This window comes from Algoriphagus sp. AGSA1 (assembly GCF_021390545.1).
Taxonomy (GTDB): domain Bacteria; phylum Bacteroidota; class Bacteroidia; order Cytophagales; family Cyclobacteriaceae; genus Algoriphagus.
The window spans coordinates 38,453-53,516 of the sequence record NZ_JAJUWR010000002.1; the positions used below are offsets into that span (position 1 = coordinate 38,453).

Below are 15,064 nucleotides of genomic sequence, written 5' to 3' on the forward strand. Positions count from 1 at the left end.
CCATTTTCAGCGAATTCAAAATTTATGTATAAAATTCTTGCCAACACGATTTTTTTAGGGAAAGATGTACATTTTCTGCCAGAGTGTCATTCCACCAATGACAATGCGTTGCATCTGGTCAGGCTGGGACTGGCTCAGGAGGGCAGTGTCATCATCTGCCACAATCAGACCAAAGGGAAGGGGCAGCGGGGAAATGCGTGGGAGTCCGAAGCAGGACAAAATCTCACGTTTTCTTTGGTGCTGAGCCCGGGTTTTATGGATATTTCAGAGCAATTTTATCTAAATATGGCTGTTTCTAACAGTATTAGGAAGCTTCTTGTGGACTATTTGCCACATTTGGAAGTCAAATGGCCCAATGACCTTATTGTTCCAGGGTTTGGGAAAATAGGGGGCATATTGATTGAAAATATGTTTTCAGGAAAAGAATGGGAATATTCCATAGTGGGAGTGGGCATCAATATAAATCAACTTCATTTTGGCAGCAACAATGCCGCATCCCTTCATTCCATCACCGGAAGTCGGTTTGACCTGAAAGAGTTGTTTCGGTTGTTGGTCACACAGATGGAGCTGGGGTACATACAGCTGAAAAAAAGAAAGTTTGATGAAATTAAATCGGAATACCTCCATTCCTTGTACAGAAGGGATCGTTGGGATTCTTATTTAGCCAAAGGAGAACAATTTTCGGGGAAGATTGTTGGTGTCACAAGGGAAGGAAAGCTTGAAATGGAATTGGCAAATGGAGAAAACGTTACTTTCGGGATGAAAGAGGTGGCTTTTCTCTAACAGGGCCAGTTTTAAATTCCAAACTTTATGCGGTACCTTTGCACAAGTTTTTAGTGAAATCAATACGTTAACTATCAATATTATGTCAGAAACTAAATCTGAGAAATTTATTCAATACAAGGTAAAAGATATATCCTTGGCAGAATGGGGTAGAAAAGAAATCAAACTGGCTGAAGCTGAAATGCCAGGCTTGATGGCTCTAAGAGAAGAGTATGGGGCATCTCAGCCGCTTAAAGGTGCAAGAATCGCAGGATGTCTTCACATGACTATACAGACTGCCGTTTTGATCGAAACTTTGGTCGCTTTAGGTGCAGAGGTTACCTGGTCATCTTGTAATATTTTTTCTACCCAGGATCATGCTGCCGCTGCCATAGCCGCGGCCGGTATATCAGTGTATGCCTGGAAGGGATTGAATGAGCAGGATTTTGACTGGTGTATAGAACAGACCTTGTTTTTCGGGGAAGACCGTAAGCCTTTGAATATGATCTTGGATGATGGAGGTGACCTCACCAATATGGTTTTGGATCAATATCCGGAATTGGTCGCCGGGATCAAAGGTCTGTCGGAAGAGACTACAACAGGTGTTCACAGACTTTATGAAAGAATGAAAAACGGTACTCTTCCAATGCCTGCGATTAATGTGAATGATTCGGTGACGAAGTCAAAATTCGATAATAAATACGGGTGTAAGGAATCATTGGTAGATGCTATCAGAAGAGCCACTGACGTAATGATGGCCGGTAAAGTGGCTGTGGTAGGCGGATATGGGGATGTAGGTAAAGGCTCGGCTGCCTCATTGCGAGGTGCTGGTGCCAGGGTAATCGTCACAGAAATCGATCCTATCTGTGCCTTGCAGGCTGCAATGGATGGCTATGCAGTGAAGAAAATGACTGATGCAGTGAAGGAGGCAGATATAGTAGTGACAGCTACCGGTAATAAAAACATCATCACTGAGGAGCATTTCAAGTCTATGAGAGACAAAACCATTGTTTGTAACATTGGGCACTTCGATAATGAAATCGATATGGCTTGGCTAAATGGTACTTATGGCAATACTAAAGTTGAGATCAAGCCTCAAGTGGATCTTTACAATATAGAAGGGAACGAGATCATCGTGTTGGCTGAAGGCCGGCTGGTGAATTTGGGCTGTGCCACGGGTCATCCATCTTTTGTGATGTCCAACTCATTCACCAATCAGACTTTGGCGCAACTAGAGCTATGGAACAATACTGACCAGTACCAACCGGGAGTGTATGTTTTGCCAAAGCACTTGGACGAGAAAGTTGCGGCTTTGCACTTAGCCAAACTGGGTGTGGAACTGGAAGTGTTGTCCCAGGATCAAGCTGAGTACATAGGAGTAACTGTTGAAGGTCCTTTCAAGCCTGATTATTACAGATATTGATGATTTAATCCAGAGAGCCCCGGTGACCCCGGGGCTTTTTTGTTTATGGGTTATTTTCCCAAAACCACTGTGGCAAAACAGAGGGATTTAACTGAACTTTCACTTGCTGGGAACCTGTCAGTTTATTCCTCAGAAGGATTTAATAATAATTGTTTGCCATCAGGCAAAGTAGCGATCGCGGTGACCTGGCATGCCTCTGGTAGTTGTTCATATTGTACTGAGTATGTGACATGGGAAGTCCCCCCTCGAGATACTGTCCAGCTTTCTTTTGCTATGGAGGGGAGGATTTCATTTTGTCCATAACATTCTGCCGAATGGGTGACAGGGGTGTCCATACTGATTTCGAAATCCCGTCCTACGGCATTTACACCGGAAATTCTACCGCTAGAAGAGAGACTAGTCAATTTAGGACGGTGTGCTGCACTGTCTGATGAAAGTGAATCAGCAGCTAGTGAATCGATGACTATTGATTTTGTATGTAGGAATTTTCCTGAAAATTCGGTGCTTAAGCCATTTTCAGTCCTTTCGACCAGGTCTGTGAATTCTTCAGAAACGTGAATGGAATCTGTATTCGAAAAATATCGGATACCGTCCAGGGATCTGGCATCGAACTTATAATCGACATATTCCATGGACCATTTTTTATCAGAATACTGATTGGTTGTATCGTATTTGATAATCAACTTTCCGCTTCTGGTGTAGCTTCCAGATTGCGTACATTCCACGCCTGATACGAAATCCAGGATAACTTCTTTTGTCATACTGTCCAATATGATATCAGGGCAGCTAGGCAATCCCAAAGAGTCCATTTCCATATAGTCCTCCCACTGCAGCATCGCAAAATACAGGCTCTCATTCCAATCCTGCGAAATGCCGAACAACTGCCCCGCTTCCGCGGGAAGATCTGTATGGATTACTTTCTCTTCATCTTCCTTACAGCTAACTAAGAGCGGTATCAGACAAATAAGCGGGAAAATTAATTTTCTCATGGGTGACTGTTAAAAATTAAAGTTGGTTGTCTTTGCTTACTTCAATTACCAAGCCGAAATCCTTATCTTAGAGATCTACGATAAACCACAAATTTATGATTTTAGCGGAAGGAATGCTTAAACCTGGTGCGCTCAAAGGGAAAAATATATTAATAACCGGAGGTGGGACAGGACTTGGGAGATCAATGGGAGTGTATTTTTTGCAATTGGGAGCTAACTTGGTGATTACTTCCCGCAAGCTGGATGTGCTGGAAGAAACAGCCAGGAAAATGATGGATGAAAATGGCGGAAGTGTAATTCCATTGCTATGTGATGTAAGGGAGATCGATGAGGTGGAGGCTATGTGGAAAGCTGCAATAGATCGGCTGGGACAAATCCATGTCGTTTTGAACAATGCCGCCGGAAATTTCATAAGTCCCACCGAACGTCTTTCTACAAATGCCTTCAACACCATTTTGGATATTGTGCTGAAGGGGACATCACATGTCACCCTTACTGCAGGCAAGTATTGGATAGCACAAAAACAGCCTGGTATATTTCTGAATATTGTAACTACTTATGCTTGGACAGGATCGGGCTACGTGGTGCCTTCTGCTGCCGCCAAAGCGGGAGTACTGGCGATGACCCGCTCCTTGGCTGTGGAATGGGCTAAATACGGTATCCGATCTAATGCCATAGCTCCAGGACCATTCCCGACCGAAGGAGCCTGGAGCAGATTGTTGCCCGGCGAAATGGCCGAAAAATTTGATCCAGCTAAAAAAGTGCCAGTCGGAAGAGTGGGAGAGCACCAGGAGCTGGCAAACCTAGCCGCTTATCTAGTGTCGGATTATTCATCCTTTGTCAATGGTGAAGTAATGACCATAGATGGTGGAGAGTGGCTAAAAGGGGCAGGTGAGTTCAATAACCTGGATCAGATCCCGGGAACGATGTGGGATATGATGGAAGCCTCAAGAGGAAAAAAAGCTTGAGCCCCAAAGTGGCTTGGAGCTACCTGAAAGCTAAGTGGAAAATGAGAGATCTATAGACAGGGTGTTTGGGTGTTGGTGTTAATTGAGCAGTAGTGTTATTCCGTTTCTCCCCCACTTATCAAATTGTTTTCAATGGATTTGTTTTTCTGAACAGATTCTTTGATACTTTTCCTGAGCGATTGGTCCAATAGCATGGTTTCATTCTTAATTAATCGCAACAGCCGCTTGGATTCATCATTTTGCGGTTCGTTATCCATGATTTCCAGTATGCCCAGAATATTGGCTACTCTGGCTCTCAGTGTATGGGACTGCTCAAAGGCAAGTTCTTTTAGAAAGTAATGATGTTCTTTTAACCATGTTTCTTGTTTTTTTCGGTCTGATATATCCAGAATACATCCCAGTACTTTAGTGGGATGTCCTGTGGCCGCCCATTCTATTGTTTTACCAAATCCCAGAGCCCAGATAGTTTGGTTATTCTTTTGATTTATCCTAAACTCTTTTTTGAAGGGAAGATTTCCTGTGGCCTTAAAATGGCTTCTTAGATCTCGTATGAGGTAGGGGAAATCATCCGCATGGATATGTTTCTGCCAGGATATCGGGGTAGCTCCTGCAAGTTCATCTTGGGTGTAGCCGAGCATTTGTCCTAAGCCTTGGCTTATTTTATCCCCTTTTTTGGTCAGGTCAAATTCCCAAAAACCAAGTAGTTTATTTTCCAATATACTGTCGATGATTTCCTTCCCCTCCCTGGAAGTGCTATCAAAAAAATCACCTAGTCCCAGATTGTAGGGCGAGGACTGTGTGACTGGGTGGCCTATTCCCAGGCATGTCCCAAAGTCTTCAGTTATGAAGAAGAACTCCCATTTGGTGTCAACTAATTCACCTTGAGGGTGAACTATTTTTTGAAGATTTACAGTGAAGGATTGATGGGAATTTTTCCAGGCCTTTAATCTCTGGCTTTCATACTTTCCCCAGTTGTCAGCTGCAAAACAATCGGCAAAAAAAATTGGCTTCTCTTTGCGGTCAAAGAAAGTAGGGAGGGGGCCTAAGCCAGAATCGGATGAGATGACCCGTCCAGATTTGTCCAATGTGATCTGAAGGAAATATTCAGATATAACTGCCAAGTGACTTAAGGACTGGATAGCATCAAAATAATTCATGATTCAAAGCTAGTAAAACTTGTCAATTAACCTTCAAATACATAAAAAACTATTTGAAATACATAAAAAATTATTTTATAAATCAATCCTAGTTAAGATAAAGACAATAAAACAGTTGGTGTTTGAATATATTGTCCTCATCTCCCAGCCCTGCAAAGGCTACTCCCACAGACAGGGAAGCAGATACCCAGTGGCACCTGATATTCCTTCCATATATCAGAATTATTAGTTGGATCTTAGTACTATCATTCTTTTACACAATTTTACTGGGGTCACTGTGGTATCCCTCGGGTTTCTTCATAGCTAGCCTTGCGACCACAGCTAACGTAGTTTCAGTGGAAGACCAACAGTGTCACTATGACCAGGGGACTATGAGGAGCCGGAGGAGGGCGACAGCCCCTTAAGTCGCAACTGTAAAAGTGAGCCCAAGTGATGTCCAGGCCGTGGAGGTAAACACAACGGTCAAAAATTATTACTAGGGTGGGACGCACAAAGGGAAAATGGTGAAATATACCGTTGTTCTTCCTCCGGGCAGGACTATTGTGGATAAGCTACCAGGAGGAACTATAATAGATGTGAAAGAGGAGATCAGACCTATGTGAAATATGGAGATGCCAACTGCCTACCACCTACGAAACAGCACAAGTGGAAGAAGGTGAATAGTATATGCAGATGAATAAACAATAAAGGCCGCAAATGCGGCCTTTATTGTTATTGACGGTGTTAACCCCCTATTCTTCATCTTGAGTGACTTCTGACACAGGTCTGAAATTGCCTTCCGGTAGTTGTTCAGCTACTTCGTCTTTTTCAAAAGGAAATACTTCCACAATTGGGCTTTCTACTATATCAGGAACCCTGAAACTTACGAGCATATTGCCTAAGCTTTCCTGAATCCTGTCGTAAGCTTCTTTGACATCACCGGCAGTGACAATCATATATTGGGTTACTTTCTTTTCTTTGCCGCTTTCCCCGTCAGCTACCATGTAAGATATTTTACATTTATGCCAGACATCTGCATCCTCATAAAAGAATACATCCACTATATTGCTCTTACTGATACCAGTCACCTGAAAATCACCCCGGATCTGGGAAGCAAGCCTATCATATAATATGGCTTCTGCTTCAGTAAAAGATACAGCATCCACTAGATATTGCTCAGAGATATTCTTTAGTAAGCCCTGCTCGTTTTCTTTAGCGTATTTGACTTTGCACAAAAACCAAGTTCTCATAATTCTTTCTGTTTGAGCCTCGAAGGTAAAATATATCCTGTTAAGGACAAGGCTATCTGTAGAAATAGCAATTGTACTTAGACCTTTAAGGGGATTAAGTATCTGACTTTCAATTGGAATTATTTCAGGAACCTAAATAGTTCTTTGAGGAAAATAAAAGTTTGGGTTGGGATACAGAAAAGAAGTAAATTATCCCAAAACCAAGTTCATGCGGGATAAAATCTGGTACAGCTTTCCTATACAGTTATTCTTTTTACACCTGAGAAAAAACCTTGGGCTTATTTTGGTGTGGGTTCTTTTGATGGGAGTGATTCTAGAACATTTTGGCGTTACACTAGGCATCCCATTCCTTTTTCTGGACCCGGAGTATCTCCACCAAGTATCATGGATCAGTTTTTTTCTGATGGGAGTCGGGTTTGCCATATTGACCATGGCATTTCATATGTCAACTTACATTATGGATGGGAGGCTTTTCTCTTTCCTGGCTGTTGAGAATAGACCCTTTATCCATTATTGTATCAACAATGGGGCCATACCCGCGATTTTTTATATTGCTTATATAGTTAAGTTTGTTGTGTTCCAGTTAGAAAATGACCTGCCTAATGACTGGGTGGTATTGGTTTACTTTGCAGGATTCTTTGCAGGCAGTGTATTGGCCTTCTCCGTCATTTTTGGCTACTCAGCATTTACAAACAAGGATTTCTTTATACTTTTTGCAGGCACGGTGGATAAAAGGCTGCGTAAAGTACGACTGACCAGGGCCAATGTACTCAGTCAGTATAAAGACTTGAAAACTCAGAAACACAAGGTACTTTACTATCTGGGTACTTCTCTTAAACCCAAAAAAGTGAGGCCTGATATCTCTAGGTTTGAGGGTACAATGCTGTTGAGGGTTTTTGACCAGAATCACCTCAACCTATTTATTATCCAGATTTTCTTGATCTTATTTGTGCTGTTTTTGGGTCTTTTCAAGGAAAACCCCTACCTGCAGTTGCCAGCGGCTATGAGTTCTACACTCTTGTTGGCAATATTGATCATGTTGGTGGGAGCAGCGAGTTTCTGGCTCAGGAGATGGTCCACCTTTGTGGTGTTTTCTTTCCTTATACTTTTAAATTATTTCAGCAATTTCAATTTTCTGAATCGGCCACATGAGGCCTTTGGTCTTGATTATTCCTTACCACCAGTGAACTATAGCCTAGCTCGCATGGACTCCCTTCTGACACCCGAACTGGTCAAAAAGGACAGGGATAATGTACTGGAGATCCTCGATAATTGGAAAGCAAAATTCCCAGATGAAAGTAAACCAAAACTGGTGATGGTAGCTGCCAGTGGTGGTGGACAGCGGGCTGCGCTATGGACTGTGCGGATCCTGCAAAGTATTTATGCTGTAGAGTCAGGAGAAGTGATCAAGCATACCGAATTGTTTACCGGGGCGTCCGGAGGCGTTTTGGGTGAGGCTTTTTTCAGGGAGATATATTTGAGATCCTTGGAGGATTCTACGGTGAACCCTATGGATACAAAGTACCTTGATCAAATATCTTCCGATAATCTTAACCCAATCATTTTCACATTATTAGTGAATGACTTGCTGATCAGGAATCAAAATTTCCATTACAACGGCAAAAAATACCTCAAGGATAGAGGGTTCGCATTTGAAAATCAGCTGAACCTGAATACAGGAGGTGTTTTGGACAAGCCTATCTCTGCCTATAAAGAACCTGAGTTTTCTGGCCGTATCCCACTTTTGCCCGTGACAACGCTGATCACCAATGATGGCAGGAAGCTTGTGATCTCTCCGCATTCCATGTCTTTTTTTGGTACCTCAATGCAGGGGAAGCTGGGCATCAACGAGAAGAAGCAAACAATAGATTTTTTGAGGTTTTTCGAAGCACACGATTCCAAAAACCTGAGATTCCTTTCAGCTTTGAGGATGAGTGCGACGTTTCCCTTTGTCACTCCAAACATCGAGCTACCCTCAGATCCTGTCATGGAGACGATGGATACAGGCCTTTCGGACAATTTCGGGATTCAGGATGCACTGCGGTTTATGTATGTTTTTCAGTCATGGATCTACGAAAATACCGATGGGGTAGTGCTGGTTACTATCCGTGATTCCGAGAAATCCACAGAGATAGCACCCAGTTTTCCCCCCAGGATATTTGAAAAAATATTTATGCCATTGAAAAACATATATGGTAATTGGGATAATGTGCAAACCATACAAAATGAAGTTCTTTTCAACTACATGTCTGAATCCATGCCTTTTGCTTTGGAAAGAATTGAGTTTGAATATGCCCCTGAGAAGGTGCAGGTAGGTGAATTGACGGAAAGCCAAGAGACTATGCAGAGAGCATCGTTAAACTGGAGACTAACGGCACGGGAGAAAAAGTCGATTCTTGAAAGTATTTATACGCTGAAAAACCAAAGCTCCCTGAAGCGGCTTGAAGAGTTGTTTGCCAAAGATCAGTCGCCGATAAAAGAAACTATCCAGCAATAAGAACTACAGGAACTTGTACTTCCCCACAAAACATGAACTGAATGGTAAGGGGATTATTTAATAATTAAACCCCAAATTAATAGGCAAACCCCCACTTTTTATAGATAAAGTGCATCAGCCATGCGGGCCCTATTAGGAGAAACTGAAGGTCGCGCAAGAAGGTGGGCTTTTTGCCTTCAATCTGGTGGCCGTAAAACTGTAAAATCCAGGACAGGATAAATATACCCAGACTTATCATCCAGAGCTTGCCGGGAAAAATTAAATCCACGAAATTGGCCACTGATAAACAGAGCGCTGAGAAAAGAAACATCCCTAGCGTGAGCGGAATTGAAAGCATGAGGTAATAAATCAAAACCAAGGCCAGAACTATGGTGGCCCAATTGGCAAAATTCCCCAAAAACGGCATCAACTCCGGAAGCGGGCCGGGTGGAATACAGAATATCAGCCCAACAATACTGAAGAAAATAGCTGGAACACAGAACCAGTGTATGAGCTTATTTGTCATGTTTTGATGACTCAGCCCGTATTCATGGAATAACGCGTCAATTTTTTTCATGGTATTTTGGGATTATATCGCTTAGATTTATTCAAAATACTAAATCTATTTTAATTCTTTTTTCTAAAATCAGAAATGTTCAGTTATTGGGAGAAAAAACACTTTTTCGATTACGAATTAATTGTGGTGGGATCTGGCTTTGTGGGGCTTTCCACGGCGATCCATTATAAGAAAAAGCACCCGAAAGCTAATGTGCTGGTGTTGGAGCAGGGGGTGTTTCCTTCGGGGGGCAGTACTAAAAATGCGGGTTTTGCCTGCTTCGGCAGCCTTACGGAAATATTGAGTGATCTCAAATCCATGGCAGAGGAGGAAGTAGTCGCTTTGGTTGAGAGGAGGTATCAGGGCTTGAACTCAATACGAACGCATTTCGGTGACTCAGAGCTCGGTTTTTCGCAATCCTTTGGGTATGAACTATTGGAGGGATCCCAGGAGGAGGCTCTAAATCAGATGGATACTGTAAATGACCTTCTCAGTCCAATTTTCAAAGAAGATGTTTTTTCTCTTTTAAAAGGAACCGGATCAATGGGGTTTTCTAATCAGATAAAATGGATTGTAAAAAATAAATTTGAGGGGGAACTGGATCCTGGTAAATACATGGCCTCACTTTGGATATTAGCCCAGCAATTGCAAATAAGGATACTTACTGGCGTTACGGTTAAGGAAATTAGGCATAACGAGGGCACAGTTTTGGCGGAGGATGGAGGAGGTAAAGTGATTTTGGGATTTAGATCTGAGAAAATTGCTATTTGTACCAATGCCTTTACCAAAAATCTATTGCCACATATTGCTATTCAGCCGGGCAGAGGCTTGATTCTATTATCTAGACCATTGGGTTTCCCTATACCTTGGCAAGGAACATTCCACATGGATGAAGGATATGTCTATTTCCGACAGGTGGAGGGAAGACTTCTACTTGGAGGTGCCAGAAATAAGGATTTTAAAAATGAGGAAAGCACTGAATTTGTCGTCAATACTAAAATAAAATCACACTTGGCACAGCTTGCGGCTGAAGTGATCTTTCCGGATAAAAAAGTGGTTTGGGAGACAGAATGGACTGGAATTATGGCTTTTGGCGGAATAAAATCCCCTATAATCCGACAAGTAGGAGGTAAAACTGCGGTGGGGGTTCGACTTGGTGGAATGGGTGTGGCAATAGGATGGCAGGTAGGACAGGAGCTTTCTGAGCTATTGTCCAGTATGTAATTGATTTTTTTTGTTAGATTCAGATTCTTAAATCACCAAACCCCAATTAATGCAAGGTTTTACCCGTATGCCGAAAGTCACTGATGCACTGATTCCGCTGGTTTTTTTGATAGTCTTATTAGTGCTGAATATCCAGGTTTTTGGAACAGATGGCCTGTCTGGATCTAACCAGATTGTACTCATACTTTCATCAATGGTTGCGGCATTGATAGCCATATTCCGCCTAGGATATAAGTGGGAAACGCTGCAGGAGGGAATACTCAAAAGCATCAGTGCGGCAATGTCAAGTATATTGATTCTTTTTTTGATCGGGGCTCTTGCGGGTACTTGGCTGCTCAGCGGGATCGTACCTGCTATGATATATTATGGTCTGCAGATTTTGAACCCCATCATTTTTTTGGTTGCGGCTTGTATTGTGAGTGCCATCGTTTCCATAGCCACGGGCAGTAGCTGGACTACCGTAGCCACTGTAGGGGTTGCCTTGCTGGGGATAGGGAAGGCACTAGGCTTCGAGGAGGGTATTATTGCGGGAGCGATTATTTCGGGGGCATATTTTGGGGATAAGATGTCCCCTTTGTCTGACACCACTAATCTGGCCCCCGCTATGGCCGGCACGGATTTGTTTACCCATATCCGCTATATGGCCAGGACCACTGTTCCATCCATTACTATTACACTTGTTATTTTTGTGGTGGTAGGATTGAACTATGATGTAAATGGTACGCTAAATGATGTACAGGAAATTTCAGGTGTGATCATGCAAAAATTCAATGTGACAGGATGGCTGTTCATTGTACCGGCATTGGTAATAGTAATGATAGTCCGAAAAGTGTCCGCCATACCAGCACTTCTCACCGGTGCTATATTGGGAGGGGTATTCGCAGTCATTTTCCAACCCGAAATCATCCGTCTGATCGCTGATGAGGATGCATCGTATGCTTATCAGAGCTTTAAGGCAGTGATGATGTCCCTCTACGGGGAAATAAGTGTCAGCACTACCAATGATGTAGTCAATGAACTGCTCGTGACCAGCGGTATGGGAGGGATGATGAATACGATATGGCTCATCATTGCCGCTATGGTTTTTGGAGGTATTATGGAAGAAAGCCGCATGCTGGAAGTACTTGCCCAAGCTATTATCAAGAAAGTACATAGCATAGGGGCACTTATTGCTTCTACGGTGGCTACCTGTGTTTTCTTTAACATCACTACCTCTGACCAGTACCTTGCTATTTTGGTGCCTGGGAGAATGTATGCAGATGTTTATAAGAAAAGGGGCTTGGCTCCTGAAAACCTGAGTAGGACATTGGAAGATTCGGGTACTGTGACTTCAGTTTTGGTGCCTTGGAATACCTGTGGAGCTACACAAGCTTCTGTTTTAGGGGTTGCCACATTGGTTTATGCCCCCTATTGTTTTTTCAATATTATCAGTCCCTTTATGACCATTTTATATGGATATTTCAAAATTGGGATCACTTATTACGATGAAGTAGAAGAAGAAAATCTGGCATGATACCATTTAAGATTACAAAAGAAGAAGTGAACGCCCTTCCGCTGGGACAGTTTGAGGGAGAGATGTTTTTAATAGATAAAGTTGAGGATGTTGAAGAAGTGGCTGGTTTTCTTGCCCAGCAACTCTTCATCGGCTTTGATACGGAGACCAAACCTGCTTTTCGGAAAGGAGTGATTAATCAGGTTTCCTTGCTGCAGCTTTCTACTTCTACCCAGGCCTTTCTTTTTCGGCTCAATGAGATTGGTTTTCCTGATCCTATCCGCAATATTTTGGAAAAAGAGAGTATTGTGAAAATAGGGGCAGCGGTGCATGATGACATCAAAGGACTGGCAAAGCTTACGGATTCTTTTTACCCCAATTCTTTTTTTGACCTAAATGACGAATTGAAGCGTGTGGGTTTTGTTAACATAGGCGTAAGGAATCTATGTGCTATGGTGCTGGGGATTCGGATTTCTAAGTCGGAGCAAGTCTCTAATTGGGAAGCAGAAACACTAACCATAAAGCAACAGCGCTATGCTGCCACAGATGCTTGGGGATGTCTGGAAATTTTCAAAAAACTAAAGAGTGAGGGGTATTTGGATGAGTTGTTCAAATAAGTACCTTGGAATACACTGGTTAAGGCCTGTTGAGAAACGCCAGATATAGATTAAAAGCTTTCATTTTGTATTTTTCATGCGAAAGGTTTTATAGCATTTCAGGAAGTCCCGATTAGATAACTTTGAATTCCAACCCTTCGATTTCCTGCAGTGCATGAATGACCAACTGTTCAATACCTTTTCTGAATTCTATGTGCATTTGGCAGTCCATCGCCATCTCCTGAGTCAGAATCTTTAAGTTGTGGGATTTTATTAATTTCATGACCTCATTTAATGCGACATAGGGAAAAACAAGCTGAACTGAAGAAGTCACATATTTCTCTATGATTTCATTTTCTTCAATAGCCAAAGCCGCTGAGGTCTTATAAGCATGGATCAATCCACTGATCCCCAATTTGATCCCACCAAAGTACCGGACGACTACTATAAGGATGTCTGTCAGATTACTAGACCGGATCTGTCCCAAGATCGGGTCTCCCGCTGAATGGTTGGGTTCCCCGTCATCGTTTGCCCTAAAATGATTCCCGTCTATACCCAGCATCCATGCAAAACAATGATGTCTGGCATCAAAATACTTTTTCCTAAGTTCGGTTAAGTGTTCTTTGATCTCTTCTTCATTGCTTACAGGAAATGCAAAATAATAGAATTTGCTGCCTCTATCCTTGAAGAGTCCCTCGCTGGTATGGGAAATTGTAAAATAAGTATCCTCAAATGTTGAACCATTCCTGAAGTCCGACATGTTTTGCTTGGCATTGATGAGCAGCGAAATTAGAAAAATAACAGATGGGTAACAGAATATCCATCTGAAAAACCTTAATTTTAACTAGAAGAAAAAATCTGATGATGTCTGGATCTCTTGTCGCACAATCCCCATTTGTTTTTACCATCCCAGGCACTAGTAATGCATCTGGAAACATTCATTTTTGGGAGGATCTGGATCTTTTTCCCAATGGAATTCAGCGATGTTTTTGGATCTCGCAGGTGAAGGAAGGAGAGACACGAGGCAATCATGCCCATAGACGGGAGTCACAGGTTTTGGTGGCTCTTTCAGGATCACTTCAGTTGGAAGTGCATTCTGTGCAGGCTCAGGTTTTTAAGTTTGATCTAACTTCTCCAGAACAAGCATTGTTTATTCCTCCGTTAAACTGGCTGGTGGCTAGGTTTTCCCCGGAGGCGGTGTTGCTGGGAATGTCGGATCGGGTATTTTCGGAAGATGACTACATCAGAGACTTTGATTATTTTGAAAAACTTCAAGAAAGTTATAAATGAGCCCCATAATCTTCGGGTGATTCCTGCCTGGAGGGCAACAAGGGATTATTTTTTGAGCAATTTTCTCTGCGAAGCCTATCAGGAGCAGCTGGATTTTATCTGGGAAAAAAGCCAAAAGTGCAAGGCAGTCATATCTTTCGCAATCTCTGAATCCGGTGAGGCGGTTTCTCTTCCTGAATCTCCATTTGGCGGGTTTTGGATAATGGAAACCTTAAGTTCGTCTTCAATAGAAGCGTTTATTTCAGCGGTTTTAGAAGAACTGGGCCATAGAGGGATCCGGTCGGTTACTATCACACAAGCCCCTAAACCATATGAAATTCAGAGTGATTTGATAAATTACTTATTGTTTAAAAGTGGTTTCGTCCAGAAAAAACTAGTAAGTCATCATTTCTTCATAGGTAGAAAAAAGATTAAGAAACAGCTGCAGAAAGAAACAGCTAGGCTTCAGTCCAAAAGCAGGGAGGTAGGTTTGAGGATCAGTCATTCCAATATCTCCAACTTTAAGTTTTTAAAGAGCATCAGGGAATGGAACATGAGAAAAGGCTATGAAATCACTGTAGATGAGGATAGGTTGGTCCGGCAGGTTTCGGAATACCCGGATCGATATTTTCTTACATCGCTTGCCAATAATGGAGAGGACATCGGATACTGTCTTGGGGTCAAACTCACGAGTGATTCCATATACTACTATTTATCGGCACTCAATCCTCAGGTGAATGTGAAGAATGGAGGTGAACTAATGCTTAATGACTTGTTTAAGGTAGCTGTGGAACAGAAAGTGAATTTCATCGATTTAGGTTCCTCAGATCTGATAGCCGTGGCCAATCATAGCCTGATGTTCTTTAAGTCTCGTTTCTCAAATGACGTCTCCAACAAAGTCACGTGGATAAAAACCATCTGAA

General features: G+C 42.4%; 15 protein-coding genes. 10 read left to right on the plus strand and 5 right to left on the minus strand.

Features of this window, described 5'->3' with window-relative positions; translation table 11 throughout:
- The first annotated feature begins 24 nt into the window (after positions 1-24).
- A complete protein-coding gene (locus tag LZF95_RS01320) occupies positions 25-783 on the plus strand; it encodes a biotin--[acetyl-CoA-carboxylase] ligase (protein WP_233753185.1) in 759 nt (252 codons plus the stop codon).
- 82 nt (positions 784-865) lie between these two features.
- Positions 866-2,185: an adenosylhomocysteinase gene (gene ahcY / locus LZF95_RS01325; RefSeq protein WP_233753186.1), complete on the plus strand. Its 1,320-nt coding sequence runs from the start codon at positions 866-868 to the stop codon at positions 2,183-2,185.
- 122 nt (positions 2,186-2,307) lie between these two features.
- Here the strand turns inward: ahcY and LZF95_RS01330 are convergent, their stop codons facing one another.
- A complete protein-coding gene (locus LZF95_RS01330) occupies positions 2,308-3,174 on the minus strand; it encodes a hypothetical protein (protein WP_233753187.1) in 867 nt (288 codons plus the stop codon).
- 95 nt (positions 3,175-3,269) lie between these two features.
- Between LZF95_RS01330 and LZF95_RS01335 the strand changes: the two genes are divergently transcribed.
- A complete protein-coding gene (locus tag LZF95_RS01335) occupies positions 3,270-4,142 on the plus strand; it encodes an SDR family oxidoreductase (protein ID WP_233753188.1) in 873 nt (290 codons plus the stop codon).
- A 95-nt stretch (positions 4,143-4,237) separates the two neighbouring features.
- Here the strand turns inward: LZF95_RS01335 and LZF95_RS01340 are convergent, their stop codons facing one another.
- Positions 4,238-5,299, minus strand: coding sequence for a PAS domain-containing protein (locus LZF95_RS01340; RefSeq protein ID WP_233753189.1), 1,062 nt, complete (start codon positions 5,297-5,299; stop codon positions 4,238-4,240).
- 131 nt (positions 5,300-5,430) lie between these two features.
- Here LZF95_RS01340 and LZF95_RS27725 point away from each other — a divergent pair, with 131 nt between their 5' ends.
- Complete coding sequence (locus LZF95_RS27725) at positions 5,431-5,703, plus strand: DUF6515 family protein (protein WP_368670758.1); 273 nt, start codon at positions 5,431-5,433, stop codon at positions 5,701-5,703.
- A gap of 327 nt (positions 5,704-6,030) precedes the next feature.
- On the opposite strand, the gene LZF95_RS01345 is transcribed toward LZF95_RS27725, so the two are convergent.
- Positions 6,031-6,528 (minus strand): DUF4494 domain-containing protein, encoded by a 498-nt coding sequence (locus LZF95_RS01345; protein WP_233753190.1) that lies wholly within the window; start codon positions 6,526-6,528, stop codon positions 6,031-6,033.
- A 208-nt stretch (positions 6,529-6,736) separates the two neighbouring features.
- Here LZF95_RS01345 and LZF95_RS01350 point away from each other — a divergent pair, with 208 nt between their 5' ends.
- Complete coding sequence (locus LZF95_RS01350; protein WP_233753191.1) at positions 6,737-9,025, plus strand: patatin-like phospholipase family protein; 2,289 nt, start codon at positions 6,737-6,739, stop codon at positions 9,023-9,025.
- Positions 9,026-9,101: 76 nt separating this feature from the next.
- On the opposite strand, the gene LZF95_RS01355 is transcribed toward LZF95_RS01350, so the two are convergent.
- A complete protein-coding gene (locus tag LZF95_RS01355) occupies positions 9,102-9,581 on the minus strand; it encodes a DUF962 domain-containing protein (protein ID WP_233753192.1) in 480 nt (159 codons plus the stop codon).
- A gap of 75 nt (positions 9,582-9,656) precedes the next feature.
- On the opposite strand from LZF95_RS01355, the gene LZF95_RS01360 reads away from it, so the two are divergent.
- Genes LZF95_RS01360 through LZF95_RS01370 form a run of 3 tightly spaced genes read left to right on the plus strand, consistent with a single transcriptional unit; the run spans position 9,657 to position 12,893 of the window.
- The gene (locus LZF95_RS01360) at positions 9,657-10,784 is read left to right on the plus strand and encodes an FAD-binding oxidoreductase (RefSeq protein ID WP_233753193.1); all 1,128 of its coding nucleotides are present in this window, start codon (positions 9,657-9,659) and stop codon (positions 10,782-10,784) included.
- 49 nt (positions 10,785-10,833) lie between these two features.
- Positions 10,834-12,297: a Na+/H+ antiporter NhaC gene (nhaC, locus tag LZF95_RS01365; RefSeq protein WP_233753194.1), complete on the plus strand. Its 1,464-nt coding sequence runs from the start codon at positions 10,834-10,836 to the stop codon at positions 12,295-12,297.
- Positions 12,294-12,893: a 3'-5' exonuclease gene (locus LZF95_RS01370; RefSeq protein ID WP_233753195.1), complete on the plus strand. Its 600-nt coding sequence runs from the start codon at positions 12,294-12,296 to the stop codon at positions 12,891-12,893. The genes nhaC and LZF95_RS01370 overlap by 4 nt, the downstream gene beginning before the upstream one ends.
- A gap of 112 nt (positions 12,894-13,005) precedes the next feature.
- Here the strand turns inward: LZF95_RS01370 and LZF95_RS01375 are convergent, their stop codons facing one another.
- Entirely contained in the window at positions 13,006-13,632 is a 627-nt protein-coding gene (locus LZF95_RS01375; RefSeq protein WP_233753196.1) for a YigZ family protein, read from the minus strand.
- Positions 13,633-13,736: 104 nt separating this feature from the next.
- Between LZF95_RS01375 and LZF95_RS01380 the strand changes: the two genes are divergently transcribed.
- Positions 13,737-14,162: an FdtA/QdtA family cupin domain-containing protein gene (locus LZF95_RS01380; protein ID WP_233753197.1), complete on the plus strand. Its 426-nt coding sequence runs from the start codon at positions 13,737-13,739 to the stop codon at positions 14,160-14,162.
- Positions 14,134-15,063: a hypothetical protein gene (locus tag LZF95_RS01385; RefSeq protein WP_233753198.1), complete on the plus strand. Its 930-nt coding sequence runs from the start codon at positions 14,134-14,136 to the stop codon at positions 15,061-15,063. The genes LZF95_RS01380 and LZF95_RS01385 overlap by 29 nt, the downstream gene beginning before the upstream one ends.
- Position 15,064: the final 1 nt, after the last annotated feature.